This is a genomic window from Bacteroides sp. AF39-16AC, assembly GCF_003602735.1.
Lineage (GTDB): Bacteria > Bacteroidota > Bacteroidia > Bacteroidales > Bacteroidaceae > Bacteroides > Bacteroides uniformis.
Map to the genome: position 1 here is coordinate 25,520 of NZ_QTLN01000011.1, position 25,849 is coordinate 51,368.

Consider the following 25,849-nt stretch of genomic DNA (forward strand, 5'->3'; position numbering starts at 1 on the left):
GGATAAAACAAGGTTAGAACAATGCATCCTTCGTGTTGAAAAGTTTGCGTTCGTTCAGTTTCACTACCTTGCCGAATTTTTCCAGTCGCTTCAGGTCAATGTTCTTTGGGTTGCCCATGATGGAAATGCAGTAAGGTTTGTCTTTGATGTTCTCTTCGTAGAATTTCACGATGTCGTCAAAGGTCAGTGCATCTACTTTCGGCAGGTTTTCCTTTGCTGGGTCGTCTGTGTAGCCTCTGTAGCCCAAGTCTACCAGTTCCATGGCTTTGTTGCGGAAGCTGGGGTGACTGGTCAGCATGGCTTGGCGGAGGTAGCTCTTGATGTTGTCGATACGTTCCGGATTTTTCGGCATGTCGTTGACGAGACCCATCAGTACGTCCAATGCATCGTTTGCCTTGTCGTTCTGGGTACCGATGTAGCCGCGCAGATAACTTGCTTTTCCGGCTATGCCTTGCGTGCCGACGAATGCGTAGGCTGTATAGGCCATGGAGCGTTTTTCGCGGATTTCGTTCAGAACGATGCCGGTGAAGTCAAGACCGAAGTATTGGTTGAATGCGCTACGCAGCACGTCGTCCTTTTTGTCTGCCTTCTGCATCGGGATGTAGAGGTGGATTTGGGCTTGTTCTGCATCGTTGTTAGGCAGGAAGTAGACGGTGTTTTCGGTCACCGGCATCATGTCCTTTGCCTGTGGGGAGTTGGACGGGCGTTCGTTGGCCACCAATGGGAGGTTCTTGCTCAGGATATCGTATACTTGGTCGAAGGGGAGTGTTCCGGTGAAGAACACCTTTGCCTCGTAGTTGGAGGCGCGGTTGATGTCGCCCGTCAGTTCTGAAATCTGTAATTCGTAAATCTCCTTGTCGGTCAGTTCCTTGATGTAGTCTGATTTCTCTCCGTAGAGCATGTACTGCCGCAGTGCTTCGTTCAGGATGCTGACGTTGTCTTTGCGCTGCTGGCGCATACCCATTGCCGAACCTTTCAGACGTGCCAGTTGCTTTTCGTCCAGTTTTGGCATCAAAATCTGGCGTGAAAGTAGCTGGCAGGCTTGCGGCAGGGTGGCTTCGTAGCCCTCCATGATGATGTAGAGGTTGTCATCATCGGCTGTCACGTGGCAGGTTGCGTTCAGCTTGCTGAGTTCTTCTTTCAACTCTTGCGGTTCGTAGGCCCCCATGATGCCTGCGTTGTTCATCAACTGGGCGGCATAGCCAAGTTTTGGGAATTCGCGTTCACCGGCTCCGTATTGTACAACCAACTGGAATACGTTATTCTCCTTGTTGGGTGTGTAGTACATCTTTGAACGGTCGTTCAGTTGCTTGATTTGCACTTCGCCGTAGTCTGCGAATTTCTCCTCCATCTGTCCGATGGGCAGGTTTTTGAATTGTGTTGCATAGAGCGATTCTTTTCCTATCGGAGGTTCTACGGGTTTGTAACCCGGCTTCTCAATCTTGGCGTTCTTGTCAGGCTTTCCTTTTTCGATATATAGGGCCAGGTAATTGTCTGACAGATATTTCTTGGCTACTCGCTTGATGTCGTCAGTGGTGATGGCCATAATCTTGTCCTTGTAATTGAGTATGTCGCCCAAGTCCTGCTCGTTGTAGAAGGCGTTCATCAGTATCATGGCCTTGTCCTCGTTCGACTCCATTTCCAGGTCGAACTGGCGGCATTTCTCGGCTTTGATGGCATCAATTTTCCAGTCCTCGAATTCTCCGTTGGCGATTTGCTGGATGGCTTTCAAGGCTTTCTTTTCGGCGCTCTTGGTCGACTCGAAACGGCGCTGGTTTTCGTCGTAGAGGGGAATGGCCGCTACGATGGCGCGTCCTTGTTCGCGGAAAGTACGGGTGTAGGCTCCGGCGCTGGTCAGTTCACCGTCCAGTACCAGCTTGTCCATAGTTCCGGTCTGACTGTTGTTGTTCAGCAGTGCCAGGGCGATGTCCAGAGCGTCTTCGTCGGGATGTCCGGCAGGTACTCCATTGAATACCATTGCCACTTGCGGGTAGAATCCTACTTTAGCCGAATACTGTTTGCGGCCCTTTATTTCGAGGTTCTGGTAGACCTTGCGCTCGGGTGAGGGTTTAGCAGCCAGACGTCCAAAGGCGGCATTGATGCGTCCGCTGATTTGTTGGGCTTTGATGTTTCCTACGAGTACCAGTACCATGTTTTCGGGGACATACCATTGTTCGTAAAATTCAATCAGCTTGCTCAGGCGGGGATTCTTCAGATGTTCGGGCAGGCCGATGATGGAACGGGAGTAAGGATGTCCCTCAAAAGCTTTCTCCATCACGAACTGGTTCTGTGCACGTCCCTGGTCATCTTGTGAACGGTTATATTCTTCGTACACGTTTTCCAGCTCCGACTGGAAGGAACGGAATACGGGATGCAGGAAACGTTGTGAGGAGATTTCCAGCCATTTGTTTATCTGATAGGCAGGGAAGGAGCTGTGATAGAAGGTCCAGTCATAGTAGGTGCCTGCATTCACCCCTTTGGCACCCATGCTTTCCATCAGGTTGGAGTATTCGTTGGGAAGTCCCAATTTTCCAGCTTTGACGGTCAGCTCATTGATTTCCTTGCTGATGGCTTCTTTTTTTGCCGGGTCGGCTTCTTCGGCCATCTGGTCGTACTTGGCGATGATTTCCTTGTAGATCGGTTCTTCTTCCGTCCAGTTCAGCGCGCCTATCTTGTCTGTTCCTTTAAACATGACGTGCTCCAGGTAGTGTGCAAGTCCCGTGTACTCTTCGGGGTCGTTGATGGAACCGGCACGTACGCCTACCAGTCCGAACACGTCCGATTTGGATTCATCTTCCCATATATATACGGAAAGACCGTTCTTCAGCTTGAACGCCTTCAGTCCTTGTCCGAAGGAGGGCAGGGAAATGATAAGGGTAGTCAGCAGAAGAAGTGACTTAAATTGAAATGATTTCATAAAATAAAGTGTTTTTATGTAATAAAAGTGTTTTCCTATATGTAGGCAAAGCTATAAAAAAATCACGTAACATTTACGAAATCTTCGGAAAAATGATGGTTTTCAGTATATAATATCACCCGTAAACTATCAGAGAGGGGGGTGTAAACTGTCAAATGATAGTTTTCACCCCTAATAAAAACCGTATTCCGTCCCCCGGGGCTTCAAATCTTCCTTATACTTGCAATCGTAAAACCTAAACCATTATTAACTATTTAAAAATTGAGCAAAGTATGAATACTTACAGTTTTAGAAAAGATTTGCTTGCAGTGCAAGAAGAACTGCTTCGCTTTGCATACAAGTTGACAGCCGACCGGGAAGAAGCGAATGATTTGTTGCAAGAGACATCTCTCAAGGCTTTGGATAACGAAGACAAATTTGAACCCGACACCAATTTCAGAGGTTGGATGTATACCATTATGCGCAACATCTTTATCAATAATTACCGGAAAATAGTTCGCGAACAGACTTTTGTGGACCAGACGGACAATCAGTATCACCTCAGCATGCCCCAGGACTCTGGTTTTGCCAGTACCGAGGGTGCCTACGACCTGAAAGAAATGCATCGCATCGTCAATGCCCTTCCACGCGACTATAAAGTCCCTTTCTCCATGCATGTGTCCGGTTTCAAGTACCGCGAGATTGCCGAACGCCTCGGCCTTCCGCTCGGAACGGTGAAAAGCCGCATCTTCTTTACGCGCCAGAAGTTGCAGGATGAATTGAAAGATTTCATCTGATAATAATTTGATAGTAGCAATATGATATATAACATATTGCTTATGATGAATTTTTAAGGGTTATTCATGACTATATGTCAGAATAATCCTTTATATTTGTATATGTTAAGTTAACCGAAGGAAAATCTCTTATTATTGACTATGATGAAAAAGGAAATTAAATTCAGTCTTGTTTACCGGGACATGTGGCAGTCGTCCGGTAAGTATCAACCCCGGGTAGACCAGTTGGTACGTATTGCTCCGTTGATAGTTGAAATGGGTTGTTTTGCACGCGTTGAAACAAACGGAGGAGCTTTTGAGCAGGTAAACCTTCTGTATGGTGAAAATCCCAACAAGGCTGTACGCGCCTTTACCGCACCTTTTAGGGAAGCAGGCATACAGACGCATATGCTCGACCGCGGGCTAAATGCACTGCGCATGTATCCCGTTCCGGCAGATGTGCGCCGGCTGATGTACAAGGTGAAGCATGCCCAGGGTGTGGACATTACCCGTATCTTCTGCGGATTGAACGAGACGCGGAATATAATTCCTTCTATCAAATATGCTCTGGAAGCGGGCATGATACCGCAGGCTACGCTCTGCATCACGTATTCTCCCGTCCATACGGTGGAATACTATGCCAGTATTGCCGACCGGTTGATTGAAGCCGGGGCACCTGAAATCTGCTTGAAGGATATGGCGGGCATCGGACGTCCGGGTATGCTAGGACAGCTTGTCAGAACCATTAAGGAGAAGCACCCCGATGTGCTGATACAATACCACGGGCATAGCGGTCCCGGACTTTCCATGGCTTCCATTCTCGAAGTCTGTGAGAACGGTGCCGACATCATCGATGTGGCGATGGAACCCATGTCGTGGGGCAAGGTTCATCCGGACATCATCTCCGTGCAGGCCATGCTGAAAGACCTGGGTTTCCAAGTGCCCGACATAAACATGAAAGCCTACATGAAAGCCCGTGCCATGACGCAGGAGTTCATTGACGAGTTCTTGGGTTATTTCATGGACCCCACCAATAAACATATGTCCTCACTCTTGCTGAAGTGCGGTTTGCCGGGTGGCATGATGGGCTCCATGATGGCCGACTTGAAGGGAGTGCATTCCGGCATCAACATGATACTGCGCGGTAAGAACGAGCCGGAACTCAGTCTGGACGACCTGCTCGTCATGCTGTTCGACGAAGTGGAATATGTATGGCCCAAGCTGGGTTATCCTCCTTTGGTGACTCCTTTTAGCCAGTATGTGAAGAATGTGGCTTTGATGAACCTCATGCAGCAGGTAAAGGGAGAGGAGCGTTGGACGATGATAGACAACCATACGTGGGACATGATTCTGGGCAAGAGCGGACGCCTCCCCGGTACTTTAGCGCCCGAGATAGTGGAACTGGCTAAGTCCAAAGGCTTTGAGTTCGTGGATACGGACCCACAGCTGAACTACCCGGATGCTCTGGATACATACCGGAAAGAGATGGACGAAAACGGTTGGGAATATGGCGATGATGACGAGGAACTCTTCGAGCTTGCCATGCACGACCGGCAGTATCGCGACTATAAATCCGGCGTTGCCAAGAAACGTTTTGAGGATGACCTGCAGCGTGCCAAGGATGCGGCGATGGCCAAAAACGGATACTCGGAAGAAGAAATCAAGAAGCTGAAGCGTGCCAAGGCAGACCCGATAATCGCGCCTTCCAAGGGGCAAGTGCTTTGGGAGGTTTCCGTCGAAGGTCCTTCTTCTGCTCCTTTCATCGGACGCAAGTACCAGCATGATGAGGTGTTCTGCTACATCTCTACGCCGTGGGGCGAATACGAGAAGATATGGACCGGATTTACCGGACGTGTGGTGGAAGTCTGTGCCAAGCAAGGGGATGTGGTCAATAAAGGGGATGTGATTGCTTATATCCAGCGAAGTGATATTTTTGCATAAAGTGGAGGATGACTGTTTTTCAGTCATCCTTTATCATCCAGCCATTTCTTGATGGTTTCCTTCAGCACTTCTTGAGTGAAGGGTTTGGTAAGGAAGTCGTTGCAACCTGCTTCCAGGGCAGCTTGCTTGTCGTGCTCGTAGGCATAGGCCGTAAGGGCGATGATGGGGACGTCCGGTACCAGTTCACGGATGATGCGAGTGGCGTCGATTCCGCCAAGGTTGGGCATTTTCATGTCCATCAAGATGAGGTCGGGGTGGACTTCCTCGAACATCGTTACGGCTTCCATGCCGTCTTTGGCATGTTTCAGCCGATAGAGTCGGCCTAAAATGGCGTTAATTAGGATGAAGTTGCTTTCTGTATCTTCGGCAATCAGGATGGTCTTGGAAGGAGGGGTAGGGAGTGCTCCGACCTCTTCATTCTTCGGGGAATCTCCGGGGGCTGCATTTTTGCCCCTCTGCTCTGTGGAGTGTGTCTCTGCTGTCGTTTCCTGGTTGTCCTCTTCTTTCTTTTCCGCCTCTGTTTTGCTGGTGGATTCCAGCGGGAGAACAAAAGTAAATGTGGTGCCTTTACCCACCTCTGAAGTGACGGATATGTTGCCACCCAGACGTTCGATGATGGTTTTGCAGATAGAAAGTCCCAATCCGGTGCCCTGGGCAAAGTTGTTCACCTTGACGAAACGTTCGAATACCCGATCCACCTTGTCCGGTGCAATGCCCATACCCGTATCGGTGACGTGGAATGCTACATACTTGCCTTCCCGGCGATACCCGTAACTGATGTGCCCGGTGGTGGTGAACTTGAAGGCATTGCCTATCAGATTGGAAATGACCTGGAAAATCCGGTTCTTGTCTCCGTCAATCACGATATTCTCGTCAGAGGGTTCGTATATCAGTTCCACTCCTTCGGGACAGCGGAAAATATGTGCGTCATGTATCTCCTTGCAGAGTGGATGGAGGCGTACGGGCGTGATGGTGAACTCCACGATGCCCGATTCTATTTTTGATAAGTCGAGGATTTCGTTAATGAGCTGGAGCAGGCGTTCGTTGTTCGATTCCACTATTTCGTAATAGCCTAGCCGTTCTTCCTCGTCGGTACTTTCGGCAATAATTCGTGAGAAGCCTACAATGGCATTGAGCGGTGTGCGTATCTCGTGGCTCATGTTGGCGAGAAAGGCAGATTTGAGCCGGTCGGAGGTCTCGGCTTTCTCCTTGGCTACGAGCAGTTCCCGTTTCATCTGTTCCATTTCCGTGATGTCCCATTCGATGTTCAGCAGGATGGGGGAGAAGTCGTTGCTTTCAATCTTCATCTTCCGTTTGTCCAGATAGATGGGATTTCCGTTTCCGTCGCGTTCTTCCGCAATCCAGTGCATCTCTTTGCCGGTTCTGGCTATTTCGATGTCTTGCGCCCTCTTTTCCTGAGCAGTCTCCAGAGGATAAAAATCGAAGTCGTCCTTTCCCAATGCCTCTTGTATGGGGATTTCGCGGTTATACGATTCGCGGTTGCGGTAGAGGTACTTGAAGTTGTTGTTGATGTCCTTCACAACAATGCCTGCCGGGAGGTTTTCGATGATTTTGTCCAAAATCTGGTTGAACTGTTTGATTTGCTGCTCATGCCGGATGCGTGTCGATACGTCTCTTCCGAATGTCCAGATGGTTCCTTCCCCTTTGTCGCTTGTCACCCAATAAGCGTTTCCTTCAATGGCGAGTACTTCCGGACGCTTGGGCAGCGGATGGTAGACGATGTATCCGTGGTTCGTCTCTCCACGTTTGACACGGTTGGCAAACTCTTTCCAGGATGTTTCATCCCTGCCGTATGAGGGCAGGTCGTATATCTTCATCCGGGTGATGTCTTGGCCATTACCGATGCCATGCCGTTCCTTGAAGCAACGGTTGCAGAATATCAGCGTGCCGTCTTCGTGTGCCGAATAAATGTCCTCGGTGGAGTTGTTGATGGCATGTGTCAGCAGATTGATGTCGTTGCGCCGTTTCTGTATGTCGGTAATGTTCTGTATGTATCCTTCTATAGTGACATTCCCGTCTTTCTGCCGTTCGCGGGCAAACGCCTTGAGGCGGATATAGAAAATGTTTCCTTGGAGGAAGATGCGGTAGTCCACGCTGTTTCCCATCTTGCCTTTCAGATTCTCTTTCATCCAGCCGGTAAAGCTTTTCCGGTCTTCAGGAAGGATAAGTTCCAGATAATTGTCCATATTGATGTGCTGCACCTCTTCCGAACACATGATGCCCGTATGGCCTGCATAACAGAATATGCGGGTCTGGGTATCGTATTGCCAGTTTCCGATGAGGGCGGCCTTTTGTATTTCGTTGAGCTCGTGGTTTTTCTTTTCGAGTTCCAGTTTGCGCTGGCTGCGTTCTGTGATGTCGCGGTACTGGCAGAGGACCATGCCGTCGTACGGGTACATGATGCATTTAAAGTAATAGGTAGTGTGACCCAGTGTCATTTCGTAATTATGGACTGAACGTACCTTTTGCGTCAGTACCTTCTTGAACTCCGGATATACTTGGTAGTAAGTGGACGGTGGTATCAGTTGGAACAGATTCTTGCCCAGCAGCTTTTCTTCCTTCATGAACCAAAGGTTTACATTGTGCACTGCGATGTCCATGCAAATGCCGTCCCGGTTCAGAAGGAGCATGGTATCTGACGTCAGCTTCAATAGTCTCTCGGCGTTTTCAGCTTGTTTCAAAATGTTTTTCATTCTTACAGTATTAGTTTCATGCCCTTCTGGCCTTCTCCCATGCGCCGCTTGCATTGCCTTTGCGCTTGTGCAGGTAGTTGAATCCTCGTATGACGTTGACGTTCATGAAGAGGAAATAGTAGGGGATGAAAAGTATCTTGTTTTTTATATGCTTCATTGAAAGGTAGTACCCCCAACTTCCCATGAGGTAGAAAAGAGCTTGTAACAGCCAGATGATGGCATACAGTAATGGCGTGCTTGTCGTAAAGATGAGAATTGTGTTGAGGGGAAGCAATAGGAACAATAGGATAGGAGTGAGCGACCAGCGCAGCACCCGGTGGGAAATATATTGGAAACAGAATGTGCCGTAACGGAATGGGTTGAGCAACGGACGCAGCCGCCAGATGGACTGCAAGCCCCCGGCAGCGATGCGCACCTTGCGCTTTTCTTCCTCGCGCATGTCTGCCGAGCCGCTTTCTACGGCATAGGCATTGGCACAATAGGCAATGGTGTGTCCCTGCATGACGATGCGCAGGGAGAGTATGAAGTCGTCGAGCAGCGTATCTGTCTGCATTTCCTCGAACAGCTCGCGGCGCACGGCAAACAGTTCACCCGCTGCGCCTACTGCCGAATAGAGGCGTGCGTCGAGCGCTTTGAGGGTGGATTCGTATTTCCAGTATAGCCCTTCTCCCCCCGAGGCAGCATTGTCCTTGCTTTGCACGGCGATACGTTTTTCGCCTGCCACGCATCCCACTTTAGGGTCGGTGAAGGCGTGCACTATCTCCCGCAGGGCTTCGCGGTTGAGGTGAGTATTGGCATCGGTGAACACGACAAGGGGCGTTTCTACGAAATGTATACCGCGGTTCAGGGCGGCTGTCTTGCCTTGGCGTTGGGGTTGGTGGAGGACGATGGCTTGCGGCCAGTGGGAGAGGCGTTCGTTGGTATGGTCGTTGCTGCCGTCGGTCACCCAGAGGATGCGTAGCTTGTCGGCGGGATAATCCAGCTCCAGGCAGTTGTGCATTTTTTCATCCACTACATCTTCTTCGTTGTAGGCGGCGATAAATAGCGTCAATGGGGGTAAAGCATCGTCGGCAGGCATCGGACGGGGCGCAGGCTTACGGAAACATTCTTTTATCTTGACCAGGATATATAATAGTATACCATATCCTATATAAGTATAGAACACTATGAATAAACTTATCCAGAAGAGTACTTCAAGGGCTTTCATGTATCCGCTCGTTTGCTTTCTTTTTTGATAAAAAGAAATGTGATTGCCAAAAGTATGGATAATCTTTTACCGATGCAAGAAAAAGAAAAGAAAAATAAAATGTTTGTTTCTCAAGGTGTTCCGATGTTATAAGGAAGTGAGCTTCCTATAGAGGTGAGCTTGAATAACCTTGTGAGTGAGAGGCGATTAAAGGCTTTCAATCATCATTCTCCATAGGAAAGGGATGGGCAGGTAGGCAGGGCGTTACTCAAAACGCTTCTGTCATATTGAAGTAAAACAACATCTGGTTGTTTACCGTGTTTTTGCCTAAATCCAGGCGGACGTTCATGCGTGGCTGTACCTCAATGCGTAGACCTACACCATAGTTGGGCAGTACACCCTCTATCTTGCCGGGAGTGGGGCCCATGAAGCCGCAGCCGGTCCAGGCTACAAAACCTATGTGGTTGAGCATCCGCTTCACCCAAGTGCTGCGGTCGGTATTGAGCATCTGTCTGTACTCTGCCATGACCACATGCGAGGACTTGTCGCGATATTGCCCCATGTAGTAGCCGCGCAGGTCGAAAGGCGTTCCGGTGAGGGCATATTGCGTCAGAGGGACGTCACCGAACACGTTCTTGGTCTGTGCCGTCCACGCGAGCACCCTGCGCTTGCCCAGTGACTTGTATTGGCGGTAGTCTATCTCTAGGCGGTAGAAGGTCTGGTCGCTGCCGATGAACTTGGCGTACATCATGCCGCGGAAATCCAGATACATACCACGGTAGGCGTTGGCAGGGACGTCACGGCTGTCGTATGTCAGCAGGAAACCGAGGCCGGAGTTGAAGTTGTTATAGCCATTAGCCGTACCGCCTGCCTCTTTGTACGAGGGTTCGTCCACCAAGAACTTGCCGGGCTCCGTCAAGTGGTCGTAATTGATGTCGATTTGAGGTCCGGCAAAGATATTGCTGTTGCCCAGTCGGAAAAGGAACCAGGGGTTGATTTGCACGCCGCTGTACCGGTATTTGCTGGTACTGTCGCTTCGTACATAATCTTTATTGGTATTATAGCCGATGCCGTAAAAGTTTTCTTCCGTATTTTTATAGCTGAACTTTCCGAAGATACGGAAACGGTCGCCCTTAAAGAAGAGTTGCGGTTTGGAGAAGAGATTGATGCCACCGTTGAACATGAAGGCGATGGCCATGGGCACTACGGAGCGCAGCTGCGTGGTGTCGCTGGGGTTCATACGGAAGGTCATTAGGGCGCTTCCTCCCAGCACGGCACCGAAGTCGGGGGTGTAGCTGGGTCCGCCCAGAATATTGTAATGCAGATTCCGACGCGCTACCTTTTGCTTGCGTAGTTCTTTTTTGGTCAGTGCAGGAACGCTGTCGTTTGTGGCGGCCGCAGTCTGTTCCTGGGCATAAAAGGTGGTGGCGAACAGCACCAGTGCGATAATGCTTAGTATATATCTTTTCATGTCGTACGAAATGTGGGTGCAAAGGAAACTATTTTATCCCGAATAGTTTTCACTGTAATAGATAATAAATCTAAAGATGTCACTAAAATTATCAAAAAAGACATTACTTTTGTCTGCTTCACGAAGCAAGACATCAATAACTAAAAACACATAATCTGAATGAAGAAACGATTTTTATCTGTAATTGTTCTGAGTGCCGCACTGCTCTCCGTGCAGGCACAAGAGGGAAAAGGGGGTATCAGCCCCGAAATGCTTGGACAAATCAAGCAAAGTTATCAAGGCACGGCTGCCGACAAGGCGCTCCGCAATGCCATAGGCAATAATGACATCCGTAAACTGGCACTCAACCAGGAGAATATGCAGGGCATGGATACCCACTTCTCCATCAAGGTAGAATCCAAAGGTATCACCGACCAGAAGTCGTCTGGCCGTTGCTGGCTGTTTACGGGGCTGAATGTGATGCGTGCCAAGACCCTTGCCGAATACGGTTTCCAGTCTTTCGAGTTCTCCGAAGTCTATCCCTTCTTCTGGGACCAGTTGGAGAAGGCAAACCTCTTCTTGCAAGGCATCATCGACACCTCCAAGAGTCCCCTGACTGATAAGACCGTAGAATGGCTCTTCCAGCATCCGCTGAGCGATGGGGGTACCTTTACTGGTGTGGCCGACATTGTTTCCAAATACGGCCTTGTTCCCAAAGATGCCATGCCCGAAACAAACAGCAGTGAAAATACCTCCCGCATGGCCAACCTCATCTCTCTGAAGCTGAAAGAGTATGGTCTGCAACTGCGTGACATGGCTGCCGCCGGTGCCAAGCCCGAAGCTCTGGAGAAGGAGAAAACTACGATGCTCGGAACCATCTACCGCATGCTGGTGCTGAACCTCGGTGTACCTCCCACGGAGTTCGACTATGTCCGCCACGATGCCAAGGGTAATCCTGTGGAGACAGAGCATCACACTCCCATGTCTTTCCTTGAGAAATATGGAGACAAACAACTGCTGACCAACTACGTAATGCTGATGAACGACCCCAGTCGCGAGTATTACAAGTGCTATGAAATAGACTATGACCGCCACCGTTACGACGGCAAGAACTGGACTTATGTCAACCTGCCCGTAGAGGACATCAAAGAGATGGCCATTGCCTCCTTGAAGGACAGCACCATGATGTACTTCTCTTGCGATGTGGGCAAGTTCCTGAACTCCGAACGCGGTCTGCTCGATGTGAAAAACTATGACTACGAATCACTGATGGGCACCACCTTCGGGATGGACAAGAAGCAACGTATCCAGACTTTCTCCAGTGGCTCTTCCCACGCCATGACCTTGATGGCCGTTGACTTGAACAAAGACGGAAAGCCCGTAAAGTGGATGGTAGAGAACAGTTGGGGAGCCGCTTCCGGTTATCAGGGACATCTCATCATGACCGACGAGTGGTTCAATGAATACATGTTCCGTCTGGTAGTGGAGACAAAGTATGTTCCCGCCAAAGTGATGGAACTGTTTAAACAAAAGCCCGTCCGCCTGCCGGCATGGGACCCGATGTTCGCTGAAGAAAAGTGATGATAAGGATTAGGGGTTAGGGATTAAGGATTAGTGGGCTGCACTATGATTCCGCAGGGTATTAATCCTTAACCCCTAATCCTTGTTCTCGTGTTCGTTAACGAAAGGGATTACGGAAATTTCTCCGTAATTCCTTTCTTTTTTACTCTTTATTCACGTTCTTTTTTGCTACTTTTGCGGCAAATTAATGAAACCATTATTTTAAATAAACGCATGGCAAATGTAATTAAGTTACGTAAAGGCCTTGACATCAACCTGAAAGGCGCTGCTGCCCAGGAACTTGTGTCTGTTAAGGAACCGGGATTCTATTCGCTGGTTCCCGATGACTATACAGGCATCACTCCGAAAGTGGTGGTCAAAGAGCAGGAATATGTGATGGCCGGGGGACCCTTGTTTATCGACAAGAATCATCCTGAATTGAAATTTGTTTCGCCCGTTAGCGGCGTAGTGACAAGCGTGGAGCGTGGTGCACGCCGCAAGGTGCTGAACATCGTCGTAGAGGCTGCCACTGAGCAAGACTATGAGGAATTCGGCAAGATGGACCCGTCCAAGATGAGCGGCCAGCAAGTAAAAGAAGCTCTTTTGCAAGCAGGTATGTTCGCTTTCATCCGCCAACGTCCGTACGACGTTATCGCTGATCCGACGGTAACTCCGAAAGCTATCTTCATTTCGGCTTTCGACAGCAATCCGCTGGCTCCCGATTTTGAATTCGCGCTGAAGGGAGAAGAAGCAAACTTCCAGACGGGACTCGACGCTTTGTCAAAGATGGCAAAGACGTATCTGGGTATTAGTGTAAAACAAAAGTCTGCTGCTCTTGTGCAGGCAAAGAACGTTACCGTAACAGCTTTCGACGGACCACATCCGGCAGGCAACGTGGGTGTACAGATTAACCACATCTCTCCGGTAGTGAAGGGTGAAACGGTCTGGACCATCAGTGCCGAAGCCGTACTCTTCATCGGACGTCTGATGAATACCGGTCGTGTGGACATGACCCGTACGGTGGCTGTAACGGGTTCCGAAGTGTTGAAACCCGCTTATTGCAAGCTGAAAGTCGGCGCTCTGTTGACGAACGTTTTCAAAGGTAACGTGACTACCGACAAAGACCTCCGCTACATCAGCGGCAACGTGCTGACCGGTAAGAAAGTTTCTCCGAACGGCTTCCTCGGCTCTTTCGACAGCCAGCTGACCGTTATTCCCGAAGGAGATGAAATCCATGAAATGTTGGGTTGGATTATGCCGCGTTTCAATCAGTTCAGCGTCAACCGCTCTTACTTCAGCTGGTTGATGGGCAAGAAGGAATATGTGATAGATGCCCGTATCAAGGGTGGCGAACGTCACATGATTATGTCCAACGAATACGACCGCGTATTCCCAATGGACATCTTCCCCGAATACTTGGTGAAAGCAATCATTGCAGGTGACATCGACCGTATGGAGGCTCTGGGTATCTACGAAGTAGCTCCCGAAGACTTCGCTCTCTGCGAATTCGTATGTTCTTCCAAAGTGGAAGTGCAGCGCATCGTACGTGCAGGGCTCGATATGCTTCGTGCCGAAATGGCATAATCGGGGCGTATGGCAAATCGTAAATTGTAAATCGTAAAATCGTAAATATATTAATGAAAGCGTTAAGAAATTATCTCGACAAGATAAAGCCGAACTTTGAGGAAGGCGGCAAATTCCACGCATTTCGTTCGGTGTTTGATGGCTTCGAAACATTCCTGTTCGTGCCCAATGCCACTTCGAAATCGGGAACGCATATTCACGACTCCATTGACAGCAAACGCATCATGTCGATGGTGGTCATTGCGTTAGTACCGGCGCTGCTGTTCGGTATGTATAACGTAGGTTACCAGCATTTCCACGCTACCGGTGCTGCCGGAGGCTTCTGGGAAATGTTCATCTACGGTTTTCTGGCTGTATTGCCAAAAATCATTGTATCTTATGTAGTAGGTCTCGGCATTGAGTTCGTAGTGGCTCAGTGGAAGAAGGAGGAGATTCAGGAAGGTTTCCTGGTTTCCGGTATCTTGATTCCGATGATTGTTCCGGTAGACTGCCCGTTGTGGATTCTGGCGGTGGCTACTGCATTCTCTGTAATTTTTGCTAAGGAAGTATTCGGTGGTACGGGTATGAACGTGTTCAACGTAGCTTTGATTACCCGTGCATTCTTATTCTTTGCTTATCCTACGAAGATGTCCGGTGATGCCGTTTGGGTATCGGGCGACAGTATCTTCGGTCTGGGACAGTCGGTAGATGGTCTGACGGTAGCTACTCCGCTGGGTGCAGCCGCTACCTCGGGAGCCGTTCCGGAGTTCTCCTGGGACATGGTGACCGGCCTTATTCCGGGTTCTATCGGTGAGACAAGCGTTATCGCCATCGCTCTGGGTGCCATTCTGCTGTTGTGGACGGGCATTGCAAGCTGGAAGACGATGTTCTCCGTATTCGTAGGCGGTGCCTTCATGGCATGGGTGTTCAATGCAATCGGTCCCGACACTCCGATGGCACAGATGCCTTGGTACGAACACCTCGTGCTGGGCGGTTTCTGCTTCGGTGCCGTGTTCATGGCTACCGACCCCGTTACATCGGCACGTACAGAGACCGGTAAGTATATCTTCGGATTCCTGATTGGTGCCATGGCTATCATTATCCGTGTGCTCAACCCCGGTTACCCCGAAGGTATGATGCTTGCCATCCTGCTGATGAATATCTTCGCTCCGCTGATTGACTACTGTGTGGTACAGGGTAACATCAGCCGTCGCGAAAAACGTGCAATCAAGTCTAACAATTAAATACCGGAAAAGAAATGAATACCAATAGTAATAGTTATACTATCATTTATGCTTCGGTAATGGTTGTTATCGTTGCATTCCTGCTGGCATTCGTAAGTTCTTCCTTGCGCGAGACGCAGAACAAGAATGTGGAACTTGACACGAAGAAGCAGATTCTTGCTGCACTCAACATCAAGGACGTGAAGGATGCCGAAGCTGAATATAATAAATATGTAAAGGGCGATATGCTGATGAACGTTGACGGTACTCTGACAGAGAATACCGGTGCATTTGCTACCGCTTACGAGAAGGAAGCCAAAGAAAATAACCGTCTGCACGTATTCGTGGCAGAGGTTGACGGTGAGAAGAAATATGTATTTCCCGTTTACGGTGCCGGTCTTTGGGGCGCTATCTGGGGATATGTTGCGCTGAACAGCGACAAGGATACCGTTTATGGTGTTTACTTCTCTCATGCCAGTGAGACTCCGGGGCTGGGTGCCGAAATCGCCAGCACGCATTTCCAGGGAGAGTTCCCCGGAAAGAAAACGTTGGAGAACGGCGAGGTAGTCCTCGGTGTTGTGAAAAACGGTAAGGTAGAGAAACCTGACTATCAGGTGGACGGCATTTCCGGTGGTACCATCACTTCTGTAGGTGTGGATGCCATGTTGAAGGCTTGTCTGAGCAGCTACAAGAACTTTTTAACTAATAATAATGAGGAGGAATAAGAATATGGGACAATTGTTTTCAAAGAAGAATAAAGAAGTATTCTCTACTCCGCTGGGACTGAACAACCCCGTTACCGTGCAGGTATTGGGTATCTGTTCTGCTTTGGCTGTTACTGCCAAACTGGAGCCTGCCATTGTGATGGGGCTTTCAGTGACGGTGATTACAGCATTCTCCAATGTAGTGATTTCACTGCTGCGCAAGACGATACCCAACCGTATCCGTATCATTGTTCAGCTGGTGGTGGTTGCCGCATTGGTAACTATTGTAAGTGAGATTCTGAAAGCTTTTGCTTACGATGTAAGTGTGCAGCTTTCTGTATATGTAGGTCTGATTATTACCAACTGTATCCTGATGGGACGCTTGGAAGCATTTGCCATGCAGAACGGTCCCTGGGAATCTTTCCTTGACGGTGTGGGTAATGGTTTGGGATATGCCAAGATTCTGGTAATCGTAGCTTTCTTCCGCGAGCTTCTGGGTTCGGGAACGTTGCTTGGTCTCAACATCTTGAACTATGAACCTCTGCAGAAGTTGGGCTATGTGAACAACGGCTTGATGCTGATGCCGCCGATGGCACTGATTATCTGTGCCTGCATCATCTGGTACCAGCGTGCACGCCACAAAGAATTGCAGGAAAAGCAGTAATAAATAAATGAAGAATGAAAAATGAAAGAATGAAAAATGGGCTGCTCTGCTGCAGTACAAGTTCTCATTGCTTTAATTCTTTAATTCTTTAATTCTTAATTTATCGAAGAGATATGGAACATTTAATAAGTTTATTCGTCCGCTCTATCTTTGTGGACAACATGATATTCGCGTTCTTCCTCGGTATGTGTTCTTACCTTGCCGTATCGAAGAATGTGAAGACTGCCGTAGGACTGGGTATCGCCGTAACTTTCGTGTTGGTGGTTACGCTTCCGGTCAACTATTTATTGCAGACAAAGGTGCTGGCTGCCAACGCAATCATTGAAGGCGTTGACCTTAGCTTCCTGAGCTTTATTCTTTTCATTGCTGTAATCGCAGCTATCGTTCAGTTGGTGGAAATGATTGTAGAGCGTTTTAGCCCTTCGCTGTATGCTTCACTGGGTATCTTCCTGCCGCTGATTGCTGTAAACTGTGCCATCATGGGTGCTTCTCTTTTCATGCAGCAGCGCATCACGCTGGGTGAGAGCGACCCGAAATTCATCGGTGGCATTGCTGATGCTGTCTCTTATGCGTTGGGCTCCGGTATCGGTTGGTTGCTGGCTATCGTAGGCTTGGCTGCCATCCGTGAGAAAATGGCCTATTCTGACGTTCCGGCTCCACTGAAAGGACTGGGCATCACGTTTATCACTGTAGGTCTGATGGCAATGGCATTTATGTGTTTCTCTGGTTTGAACATCTAAAAGAAAGGAATAAAACAATGGATATGAATATGATATTAGCAAGCATTGGAGTATTCCTCGTGGTTGTCATCCTGCTTGTTGTTATCCTGCTGGTTGCCAAGAATTTCTTGGTGCCTTCGGGTAATGTAAAACTGACTATCAATGGCGACAAGGAACTGGACGTAGCTTCCGGTTCTACATTGCTGAATACGCTGTCTGTAAACGGTGTGTTCCTTTCCTCCGCTTGCGGTGGTAAAGGTTCCTGCGGACAGTGCAAATGCCAGGTAATGGAAGGTGGGGGTGAAATCTTGCCTTCTGAGACTCCGCACTTCAGCCGTAAGCAAATACAAGATCACTGGCGTCTGGGTTGCCAGGTGAAAGTGAAAGGCGATATGGCCATCAAGGTTCCCGAAAGCGTACTGGGCGTAAAAGAGTGGGAGTGCGAGGTTATCTCCAACAAGAATGTGGCTACGTTCATCAAAGAGTTCATCGTTGCATTGCCCAAAGGCGAGCACATGGATTTCGTTCCGGGTTCTTATGCGCAGATTAAGATTCCTAAATATTCGATGGATTATGATAAGGACATCGACAAGAGCCTTATCGGTGATGAGTATCTGCCTGCATGGGAGAAATTCGGTCTGCTGGGCTTGAAGTGCCGCAATGACGAAGAAACCATCCGTGCCTATTCTATGGCCAACTATCCTGCCGAAGGCGACCGCATTATGCTGACGGTACGTATCGCCACGCCTCCGTTCAAGCCGAAAGACCAGGGCCCGGGCTTCATGGATGTAATGCCGGGTATCGCTTCTTCTTATATCTTTACCCTGAAACCGGGTGATAAGGTAACCATGAGTGGCCCTTACGGAGACTTCCATCCGATATTCGACTCCAAGAAGGAGATGATGTGGGTCGGCGGTGGTGCCGGTATGGCTCCGTTGCGTGCACAGATTATGCACATGACGAAGACGCTGCACACTACAGACCGCGTGATGAATTACTTCTACGGTGCACGTGCATTGAATGAAGTGTTCTATCTGGAAGACTTCCTGCAGATTGAAAAGGATTTCCCCAACTTCAAGTTCCATCTTGCACTGGACCGTCCCGATCCGGCAGCCGATGCAGCGGGCGTGAAGTATACTCCGGGCTTCGTACACAATGTAATTTACGAGACTTATTTGAAAGACCACGAAGCTCCCGAAGACATCGAATACTACATGTGCGGTCCCGGCCCGATGTCGAAGGCTGTTGAGAAGATGCTCGACGACCTCGGTGTTCCGGCTCAGAACCTGATGTTCGATAACTTTGGCGGATAACCTTCCTTGTCCGTCTTGAGATAAAAAACTCCGGCTTGGCCTTCAGGGTCTTGCCGGAGTTTTTTTGTTCGAGGTATTTTCCTCTCTAATGAAAGAAAGTGGAGTGGATTCTTTGCAGCTTTTTCTTTTATTCCTTGATATGAATCAGTGCATTTGCCAGAATGGCTGTTACTTCTCCGGTGGTAATTCCTGTTGACACAGACCTCGTATGAATGGTTCTTGGTGAAGGAGAATGCGGTCTTTCAGAGTTTTCATGTTGGATGTTTTATTGAATGTTATCGTTTTCCTCTTCTGTTTCTTCTTGAATGGTATCTTTGGGCAGCAATCTTGGAGAAATGCGTTTCTTGGGAGTGAGGCTCATGCCTTTCAGCATTTCGGCCTGGCGTACTACACTGCCGTTACCGTCCGAGAGCTGGTTGAAGGCTTTGTCGTAATCCCTTTGCAGGCTGGCCAGCCGGTCGCCGATACCGAGGAAGGTGTCGGTAAAGCCTGCGATTTTTTCATATAAGATGGTGCCGCGCTTGATGATGGCCTGCACATTCTTTACCTGGTTCTCCTTCTTCCAAAGGTCGAGCGAGAGGCGCAGGGCGCTAATCAGGTTGGTGGGGCTCATTAGTACCACCTTTTTGTTGTAGGCATATTCCCAAAGGTGGGCATCGCTTTGGATGGCGAGGAGGTAGGCACCTTCGGTGGGGATGAACATCATAACGAAATCCGGTGATTGGGCGTCGTAATGCGAGTAGTCTTTATGGCTGAGCTCGTCGATGTGGGCGCGGACAGATTGCAGGTGTGCTTTCAAGAAGTGTACCTGCTCCTCCTTGCTTTCGGCAGAGGTGTAGGCAGCATAGGCAGTCAGCGACACTTTGGAGTCGATAATCATTTCCCGTTCGTCGGGGTATTTCACAATGATGTCGGGCTGCATCTTCTGCCCGCTTTCCTCGTTGATGATGGCTTCGCCCCGTTCGTCTTTTAGAAACTCCTGGCGGAAGTAGTGTTCGCCTTCAATCAGTCCGGAGGCTTGCAACAGACGTTCCAGAATCATTTCGCCCCAGTTGCCTTGCATTTTGGAGTCTCCTTTCAGGGCACGGGTCAGGTTGTTGGCATCTTCGCTGAGGCGGTTGTTCAGCTCCACCAGTTCCTTGATGCGTTCTCCCAGCGAGAAGCGTTCTTTGGCTTCGGTGCTGTATACTTGTTCCACCTTTTGGCGGAAGTCCTTCAGGTTATCGCCCAGCGGACGGAGCAGATTGCCCAGGTGTTCGGCATTCAGCCTGGTAAAGTCTTCGGCTTTGCTCTGGAAGATACGGTTGGAGAGATTCTCGAACTCGGTGTTCATGCGCTTGTGCAATGCTTCGGCTTCTTCCTTCTGCAACTTCAATAATTCTATTTCCTTCTTTGTCCCGCTGATTTCGGCCTTCAATGCGGCAGACTTGCGGTCTGCCGCCAGATAGCCGACTACGGTTCCGATGATTATCCCTATAATCAGTAATACTATCTCCATAGGTGTTTTGAAGTGTCCGCCTTATTGTGTCAATATTTCGTTTCCGTCTTCAGTAATCAGGATTTGGCTTTCCCATTGGGCAGAAGGCAGTCCGTCGTCTGTGCAGACGGTCCATCCGTCGGCTTCGTCGATAAAGACTTCGTAGCTTCCCATGTTAATCATCGGTTCGATGGTGAACGTCATGCCCGGCACTATCAGCATGCCCGTACCACGTTTGCCGAAGTGTTCCACATCCGGTTCTTCGTGGAACTTGACGCCGCAGCCATGTCCGCAGAGGTCGCGTACCACGCTGTATCCGTTCTTTTCCGCATGCTCCTGGATGGCGGCGCCTACGTCACCGAGGCGTGCCCAGGGCTGTGCGGTCTGTATGCCTATGTCACGGCATTCTTTGGTGACCTGTACCAGTCTCTGCATGTCGGGGCTGACTTCGCCAATCATGAACATGCGTGATGCGTCGGCATAGTAACCTTTGTAAATGGTGGATACATCGACATTTACAATGTCACCGCTTTTCAGGAATTCCCTGGTGCTGGGAATGCCGTGGCACACTACATCGTTGATGCTGGTGCACACACTTTTGGGGAAGCCTTCGTACATGAAGGGGGCGGGGATGGCGTCGTGGTCTGTGGTGAAGCAATACACCATATGGTCAATTTCAGCTGTGGACATGCCTTCGCGAATGTTCTCGGAGAGATAATCCAGCAGGGCCGTGTTGATTTTGGCGCTTGCGCGGATACCGGCCAACTGCTCCTCGGTGCGGAGTGCGCTTCGCATCGGCAGTTTATATCCTTCTTTCTTATAATGTTGAATTTTGGCTTCTACTTCGTCGGAATAGTTTTTAGGAGTAAACCGGACTCCTTTCATGAACTTTTTCATTGTCTTTTCTTTTTTATGAGACTGCAAAAATACACAATAATGCAGGTGCTTGTACTATCAAGAGCCGAAAAAACATTCATTTTCTTTATCCCGATACCAGCTTAGAGGGTATTCACCACTTCTATTTCGCTTCTTGAACTGTCTATCCTCCGTACTTGTATCTGGGTTTTTATGCGCTCTTTCAGTCCTTCCACGTGACTGATGATGCCTACCTTCTTGCCGCCCATCTGGTGCAGTTTTTCCAATGTGTCCATAACGGTGTTCAGGTAGTCGCTGCTCAGTGTGCCGAAACCTTCGTCGATGAACAGTGTGTCTACCGAGAGGCTCTGGCGGCTGAGGGAAGAAAGTCCGAGGGCAAGTGACAGAGATACCAGGAAGCTTTCGCCGCCCGATAAGGTGCATGCCGGACGTGCCGCACCTCCTTGATGGAAGTCGCGCAGCAGGATGGTGAGCGAACCGGCCTGGCATTCCAGTTCGTAGCGGTCGGTCAAGCGTTGCAGATAGAAATTGGCGCCTGCCAGCAGTTCTTTCAAGACGAAGCTCTGGGCTATGTTGCGGAAGTTCTTTCCCCGTTCGTCACCGAAGTGACGGCAGAGGCGGTCCCACTTCAGATACTCTTCGCGTAGCCGGTCGGCACGTTCCTTTTCTTCCTTTATCCGGTCGATGTTACGGGTGTTTTCTTCCAGGCGTAACTTCTGCTGGCCGATGGATTGGTTGCCGGCGGTTATCTTTTCTTCGAGATTTGCGATGAGTGCATCCAGGGTTTCGAAGTTCTCGTTTTCTTCTATTTCGGGCTTCCGGCCGATGTGCTCTTCCATTTGTCCGGTGGCCAGATGAAAGGCGGTCGATGCAGCTACTTCTTCCTCTTTAAGTGTCTGCAATGAGGCACGTAATGCTTCTATCCGGGAGCCGGACCAAGCGGATAGGACGGTGATACGATTCTCGTCGAGAGTGGGGTTGGCGGCATAGAACCCGGTTAAATCCTTTTGCAGCCTTGCCATTTGGTCTGCGGTGGAGGATATGCTTTGTTTCAGTCCGCTTGCTTGTGTATTCAGATTATTCCAGGCAATCCCCAGGTCCTTGATTTCCATTTCCTGTGTTGCTGCAGGTGCGTTGCGCCAGTCGGGGAATGCGGCATCGATGCTTTCCTTGTTGATGTTTATCCCTTCCAGCTCTTTGTGGATAAGGGCAATGGCAGATTTCAGTTCTCTTTGTTTTTCCTGCGCCAGCCGGTAGTTGCGCGTAGCTTGCGTCAGGCGGTCAATAAAGGAGAGGGGGGAGTTCTCCCATTCCGTGTTCCATCCTTCCCAGAGGATGTGGGGAGTGACGCGGTCCATGGTGGCACGTATGTTCTCCTTTTCGTTGGCAGTGAGCGACTCGTAATTGACGATGTTGTTTTTCAGCTCATTCAGCACTCTGTCGGCAGAGTTGAAGGCTTGGCGTGCAGCGTCCACATGTTTTTGGCATTCGTCCTTTTGCCGTTGCAGAGTTATGATTTGTGCGCTGAGCTTTTGAACTTCAGTGAGCTTTTCGTTCAGTTTGTCTGCTTCCAGCTTGTTCTCTTCCAGTAGCTTCTTCAGGGTTTCGCCGGTGGTTGTGGAGAGGCCGACGCCGTTGCATTGGGCGCATTTGGCCTGTGCGTCAGTGTGGGCAAGGTTGTAGCTCCGGAGCGCTCTTGCTGTGGACTGACGGGCATTCTCTGCCAGCGTTCCGTAGGTATTGGATTCTGTCCGGTTGTTGTTCAATGCCTGCTCGGTTTCCTTGTATTCTTTCTCTTTTGTTTCCAGGGAGGTGCGTATGGGAGCAAGGACAGACTGGAAATCTTCATCTTTGCAAAGCGATTTTATTTCTTGTCCGCACACGGGGCAAGTATCCCCGACGACAAGCCGGGAGCGTGTTTCCTTTGCCCACTCTTCTACGGCTTCCTTTTGCTTGTCGTAGAGGGTGCGGATGTCATCATAACTTGTTTTCCTGCTGTCGAATGCCGTTTGCAGGAGGACGTATTGCTTTTGGCACGCCTCCACTTTGGCGTTCAAAGCCTTTTCGTTTTCCTTTGCCTCGTTCAGTGTCCTTTCCGTTTCAGCCAGTAAAGACAAGGCGCTCAATGCTTGCAGCAGGTTCTCCCGTTCGGCATCGAGTTTGTTTTTCTTGTCTTGCAGGGCAGGGCGGTCCATGGTTTCAAGCTGCTTGTTCCGGAGGTTTATTTCGTTTTGCAATGTATGGTTCTCTTGTTCTTTCCGGGTGAGGGCAGCTTCCTTGTCGGTACGCTCCTTGACTTTTACGGGTTGTTGCGCGGCAAGTCTTTCAAGGTGCGCGTTGTAGGTGCCGATGCGTGTTTGGGCATCGAGTGCGGATTTTAGGCCGGTAATGATGGATTGGCTTTGCTCGAACATGGGCAGTAAGGGCGAATGCTCTTGCAAATACTTCTCGGCACGATGCAGCTTGTCTTCTTGCTCTTTCAGGAAACCGCATAGCCACTTGCTTCCTCCGTCCAGCCGGGCAAAGGATGCTCTCAGTATCCCGGCTTGTGCATGGTTCTGTTGTTGCTGCTGTTGCTGCTGTTTCAAGGTAGAGAGCCAGTTGCGGGCGTCGGCGGTGGCATTCCATTCTTTAATCAGGAGTTCTTTCTGTTTGAATTCGTCCGATTGCAGTTGCGCTTGCTTCCCTTCCCACATCTTCTTTTGCTGTTCACGGGTGAGGAGGAGTTCGGAGTATTTCTTCAGCCAGTCCCGTTTTGCGAGGGCGGTAGTTTTCTGCTCATTGGCTTCCTTGACTCCGGCATTTTGCGTGGCTATGGCTTCCTTGATTGCAGTGACTTCTTCTTCTGCCAGGATGTGGATGCCTTCCAGCTTCCGGTTCTGGTTTTCGTATTCCGTCCGTCTTTCCTTGGTGGCGGCATATATTTCGGCACCTATTTCGGAGTAGATACTTGTACCGGTCAGCTTTTCCAGAATATCCGATTTTTCGCTTTCCTTGCTTTGCAGGAACTTGGTGAAGTCGCCTTGCGCCAGCATGGTGGTGCGGCAGAATTGTTCGAAGGTCAACCCCACTGCAGCTTGTATTTCCGCCTTTATCTCATTCTTTTTGTTGAGCTGTGCGCCGCTTTTCTTGTTTTCAAGTGTCCAGCGCACATCCTGCACGGCTCCTGAAATCTTGCGGTGTGCCCGCGCCACGTACCATCGGGCGGTGTAGGGCGTTTCGTTCGAGCCGGTAAACTCCAGCTCCGTCCATGCTTCACTGGTGTTACGGCGCATCAGTTGCCTGCTGTCGTTGATGGCAACATCTTCCTTTTTGGCAGAGAAAGTCTGGCTCAGGTCTTTGTATTTTTCGTTCTCGGCATGGTCCATGCGGGGCGTTTCGTTGTAGAGTGCCAGGCAGATGGCGTCGAGAATGGTTGTCTTCCCTGCACCCGTCTCACCGCAGATAAGGAAAAGGGATTCCTCGCTTAGCGGTCCGTTCTCAAAGTCGATGACGGCATCTTCTATGGAGGCAAGGTTCTTTATGGTGAGTTTCTGGAGTTTCATGTTCCGGACAAATGATTAGGAGTTGTTCTTGCTTTTCACTTTTTGCATGACAGTCTCCATCAGCTGGCAAAGTTCTGGGTCCATCTCTTCTCCTTCGGTTTCGCGGTAGTAGAGTCTGGCTATTTCCAGGGGAGACATTTCCTGCATCTCTTGGATGGAGATAGGCTTGCTCTCGTCAGTGTCGGCCTGCCGCTCTCGGGTAGTCTTGATGTAGCAATATTTGCATGCCTTGCCTTTGGCGGCGTTCGAGGCTTTTTCGTTGCAGTCGGGGGGCAGGTAGCCTTTTGTCAGCACATTCAGACGGAGGTATGCAGGTTTCTCTTCCGGATATTCTTCCAGCAGTTTCAAGGCGTCTTCGAAAGGTGTCGGGTCATGGGGAAGCGTGACGAGGGGAATCGGATTTTCAATTTCCCTTGTACTGATTTGTGGCTCTGCCCCTTTCTCCAACTCGATGATGGAGACGGAGTGAGGATAGGTTTCGTCGAAGCTGACGGGGAGGGGAGTGCCGCAATAGCGTGCGTGGTGATGACTGCCTTTGATGTCCTGAGGGCAATGGATGTGTCCGAGTGCCAGGTAGTCGTATCCTTCTCCCATAGCGCTGAGGGGAACATACTCTATTCCGCCAATACTCTCATCGTGCCCGCTACGGTCGCTGCCTTCAATGGAGAGATGGGCCATGAGGACGACGGGAAGCTGTGCCGTATTCCGTTTCTTCACTTCGTCCAGCAGTGCCTGGAAGAAGCGTGCCTGTCGTTGGTCGCGCGGTGTTTCAGTGTCCAGCAGGGGGAAGTTTTGCGGATAGACGTGGGGCACGGCAATGACGTAGCCTATTGTCTTTTTTTCATTGTTTATCTCGATGATGTGCTTGTCCAGATTCACTTCCTCGGCTGTACGTTCGATGTTTCCCACAACGTTCAAGCCGAAGTGCTGCCAGAGGCTGCTGTCTATCTCCAATTTGGAGCTGCTGTCGTGGTTTCCGGCGGTGACTACGATGGCCATTCCGGGGCAGGCTTGGTGAATGTTCAGCATGGCGTCGGTGTACATCTTCTGCGTGGCGGCAGCGGGAGAGGAGTAGTGGTAGATATCTCCGCTTACCACCATGGCGTCGGGCTGCTCTTCGGTTACTATGCGGGTGAGTTGCCGTAGGAAGGATTGCTGCTCGGCGGTGCGGTCGTAGTTGTAGAGGGTGTGTCCCAGGTGCCAGTCGCTGGTATGTAGTATTTTCATTGTTTTTGTTACTTC

Annotated in this window: 17 protein-coding genes; 9 read left to right on the forward strand and 8 right to left on the reverse strand. The window is 49.8% G+C overall.

Features of this window, described 5'->3' with window-relative positions; translation table 11 throughout:
* Nucleotides 1-13: 13 nt before the first annotated feature.
* Nucleotides 14-2,917 (reverse strand): pitrilysin family protein, encoded by a 2,904-nt coding sequence (locus DW039_RS10815; RefSeq protein WP_005836442.1) that lies wholly within the window; start codon nt 2,915-2,917, stop codon nt 14-16.
* Nucleotides 2,918-3,189: 272 nt separating this feature from the next.
* Here DW039_RS10815 and DW039_RS10820 point away from each other — a divergent pair, with 272 nt between their 5' ends.
* Together DW039_RS10820 and DW039_RS10825 are read left to right on the forward strand one after the other, a co-directional pair.
* Nucleotides 3,190-3,693: an RNA polymerase sigma factor gene (locus tag DW039_RS10820; protein ID WP_005828302.1), complete on the forward strand. Its 504-nt coding sequence runs from the start codon at nt 3,190-3,192 to the stop codon at nt 3,691-3,693.
* Nucleotides 3,694-3,837: 144 nt separating this feature from the next.
* Nucleotides 3,838-5,613, forward strand: coding sequence for a biotin/lipoyl-binding protein (locus DW039_RS10825; RefSeq protein ID WP_025835515.1), 1,776 nt, complete (start codon nt 3,838-3,840; stop codon nt 5,611-5,613).
* A gap of 23 nt (nt 5,614-5,636) precedes the next feature.
* On the opposite strand, the gene DW039_RS10830 is transcribed toward DW039_RS10825, so the two are convergent.
* The 3 genes from DW039_RS10830 to DW039_RS10840 form a co-directional block, all read right to left on the reverse strand.
* The gene (locus DW039_RS10830) at nt 5,637-8,327 is read right to left on the reverse strand and encodes an ATP-binding protein (protein WP_120381937.1); all 2,691 of its coding nucleotides are present in this window, start codon (nt 8,325-8,327) and stop codon (nt 5,637-5,639) included.
* 16 nt (nt 8,328-8,343) lie between these two features.
* Nucleotides 8,344-9,534, reverse strand: a complete 1,191-nt coding sequence (locus DW039_RS10835) for a glycosyltransferase family 2 protein (RefSeq protein WP_005836447.1) — start codon at nt 9,532-9,534, stop codon at nt 8,344-8,346.
* A 247-nt stretch (nt 9,535-9,781) separates the two neighbouring features.
* A complete protein-coding gene (locus tag DW039_RS10840) occupies nt 9,782-10,984 on the reverse strand; it encodes a BamA/TamA family outer membrane protein (protein ID WP_005828308.1) in 1,203 nt (400 codons plus the stop codon).
* Nucleotides 10,985-11,143: 159 nt separating this feature from the next.
* Here DW039_RS10840 and DW039_RS10845 point away from each other — a divergent pair, with 159 nt between their 5' ends.
* The 7 genes from DW039_RS10845 to nqrF all read left to right on the forward strand — a co-directional run bounded on the left by DW039_RS10845 (nt 11,144) and on the right by nqrF (nt 18,709).
* Nucleotides 11,144-12,544, forward strand: coding sequence for a C1 family peptidase (locus DW039_RS10845; RefSeq protein WP_022401052.1), 1,401 nt, complete (start codon nt 11,144-11,146; stop codon nt 12,542-12,544).
* A gap of 213 nt (nt 12,545-12,757) precedes the next feature.
* Nucleotides 12,758-14,107 carry a Na(+)-translocating NADH-quinone reductase subunit A gene (locus DW039_RS10850; protein ID WP_005828312.1) on the forward strand — a complete coding sequence of 450 codons (1,350 nt, stop codon included), beginning with the start codon at nt 12,758-12,760 and terminating at the stop codon, nt 14,105-14,107.
* Between the two features lie 53 nt (nt 14,108-14,160).
* On the forward strand, nt 14,161-15,330 hold the full coding sequence (locus tag DW039_RS10855) for an NADH:ubiquinone reductase (Na(+)-transporting) subunit B (protein ID WP_005828314.1): 1,170 nt from the start codon (nt 14,161-14,163) through the stop codon (nt 15,328-15,330).
* Nucleotides 15,331-15,344: 14 nt separating this feature from the next.
* Nucleotides 15,345-16,034 carry a Na(+)-translocating NADH-quinone reductase subunit C gene (locus DW039_RS10860; protein WP_005828316.1) on the forward strand — a complete coding sequence of 230 codons (690 nt, stop codon included), beginning with the start codon at nt 15,345-15,347 and terminating at the stop codon, nt 16,032-16,034.
* 4 nt (nt 16,035-16,038) lie between these two features.
* On the forward strand, nt 16,039-16,677 hold the full coding sequence (locus tag DW039_RS10865; protein ID WP_120381938.1) for an NADH:ubiquinone reductase (Na(+)-transporting) subunit D: 639 nt from the start codon (nt 16,039-16,041) through the stop codon (nt 16,675-16,677).
* A 113-nt stretch (nt 16,678-16,790) separates the two neighbouring features.
* On the forward strand, nt 16,791-17,417 hold the full coding sequence (gene nqrE, locus DW039_RS10870) for an NADH:ubiquinone reductase (Na(+)-transporting) subunit E (protein WP_005828321.1): 627 nt from the start codon (nt 16,791-16,793) through the stop codon (nt 17,415-17,417).
* Nucleotides 17,418-17,434: 17 nt separating this feature from the next.
* Complete coding sequence (nqrF, locus tag DW039_RS10875; RefSeq protein ID WP_016272690.1) at nt 17,435-18,709, forward strand: NADH:ubiquinone reductase (Na(+)-transporting) subunit F; 1,275 nt, start codon at nt 17,435-17,437, stop codon at nt 18,707-18,709.
* A 265-nt stretch (nt 18,710-18,974) separates the two neighbouring features.
* Here nqrF and DW039_RS10880 read toward each other — a convergent pair whose 3' ends face one another.
* From DW039_RS10880 to DW039_RS10895, 4 genes are all read right to left on the reverse strand, one after another.
* The gene (locus tag DW039_RS10880) at nt 18,975-20,207 is read right to left on the reverse strand and encodes a DNA recombination protein RmuC (protein ID WP_120381939.1); all 1,233 of its coding nucleotides are present in this window, start codon (nt 20,205-20,207) and stop codon (nt 18,975-18,977) included.
* Nucleotides 20,208-20,228: 21 nt separating this feature from the next.
* The gene (gene map / locus DW039_RS10885) at nt 20,229-21,083 is read right to left on the reverse strand and encodes a type I methionyl aminopeptidase (protein WP_120381940.1); all 855 of its coding nucleotides are present in this window, start codon (nt 21,081-21,083) and stop codon (nt 20,229-20,231) included.
* 101 nt (nt 21,084-21,184) lie between these two features.
* Nucleotides 21,185-24,607 carry an AAA family ATPase gene (locus DW039_RS10890; RefSeq protein WP_120381941.1) on the reverse strand — a complete coding sequence of 1,141 codons (3,423 nt, stop codon included), beginning with the start codon at nt 24,605-24,607 and terminating at the stop codon, nt 21,185-21,187.
* 15 nt (nt 24,608-24,622) lie between these two features.
* Nucleotides 24,623-25,834 carry an exonuclease SbcCD subunit D C-terminal domain-containing protein gene (locus DW039_RS10895; RefSeq protein ID WP_005836462.1) on the reverse strand — a complete coding sequence of 404 codons (1,212 nt, stop codon included), beginning with the start codon at nt 25,832-25,834 and terminating at the stop codon, nt 24,623-24,625.
* Nucleotides 25,835-25,849: the final 15 nt, after the last annotated feature.

Coding starts and splice junctions, on each gene's coding strand:
- nqrE (WP_005828321.1), top strand. CDS start 16,791: ATGGAACATTTAATAAGTTTATTCGTCCGCTCTATCTTTGTGGACAAC.
- DW039_RS10815 (WP_005836442.1), bottom strand. CDS start 2,917: ATGAAATCATTTCAATTTAAGTCACTTCTTCTGCTGACTACCCTTATC.
- DW039_RS10825 (WP_025835515.1), top strand. CDS start 3,838: ATGAAAAAGGAAATTAAATTCAGTCTTGTTTACCGGGACATGTGGCAG.
- DW039_RS10840 (WP_005828308.1), bottom strand. CDS start 10,984: ATGAAAAGATATATACTAAGCATTATCGCACTGGTGCTGTTCGCCACC.
- nqrF (WP_016272690.1), top strand. CDS start 17,435: ATGGATATGAATATGATATTAGCAAGCATTGGAGTATTCCTCGTGGTT.
- DW039_RS10830 (WP_120381937.1), bottom strand. CDS start 8,327: ATGAAAAACATTTTGAAACAAGCTGAAAACGCCGAGAGACTATTGAAG.
- DW039_RS10865 (WP_120381938.1), top strand. CDS start 16,039: ATGGGACAATTGTTTTCAAAGAAGAATAAAGAAGTATTCTCTACTCCG.
- DW039_RS10880 (WP_120381939.1), bottom strand. CDS start 20,207: ATGGAGATAGTATTACTGATTATAGGGATAATCATCGGAACCGTAGTC.
- DW039_RS10890 (WP_120381941.1), bottom strand. CDS start 24,607: ATGAAACTCCAGAAACTCACCATAAAGAACCTTGCCTCCATAGAAGAT.
- DW039_RS10820 (WP_005828302.1), top strand. CDS start 3,190: ATGAATACTTACAGTTTTAGAAAAGATTTGCTTGCAGTGCAAGAAGAA.
- DW039_RS10835 (WP_005836447.1), bottom strand. CDS start 9,534: ATGAAAGCCCTTGAAGTACTCTTCTGGATAAGTTTATTCATAGTGTTC.
- DW039_RS10855 (WP_005828314.1), top strand. CDS start 14,161: ATGAAAGCGTTAAGAAATTATCTCGACAAGATAAAGCCGAACTTTGAG.
- DW039_RS10850 (WP_005828312.1), top strand. CDS start 12,758: ATGGCAAATGTAATTAAGTTACGTAAAGGCCTTGACATCAACCTGAAA.
- DW039_RS10895 (WP_005836462.1), bottom strand. CDS start 25,834: ATGAAAATACTACATACCAGCGACTGGCACCTGGGACACACCCTCTAC.
- map (WP_120381940.1), bottom strand. CDS start 21,083: ATGAAAAAGTTCATGAAAGGAGTCCGGTTTACTCCTAAAAACTATTCC.
- DW039_RS10860 (WP_005828316.1), top strand. CDS start 15,345: ATGAATACCAATAGTAATAGTTATACTATCATTTATGCTTCGGTAATG.
- DW039_RS10845 (WP_022401052.1), top strand. CDS start 11,144: ATGAAGAAACGATTTTTATCTGTAATTGTTCTGAGTGCCGCACTGCTC.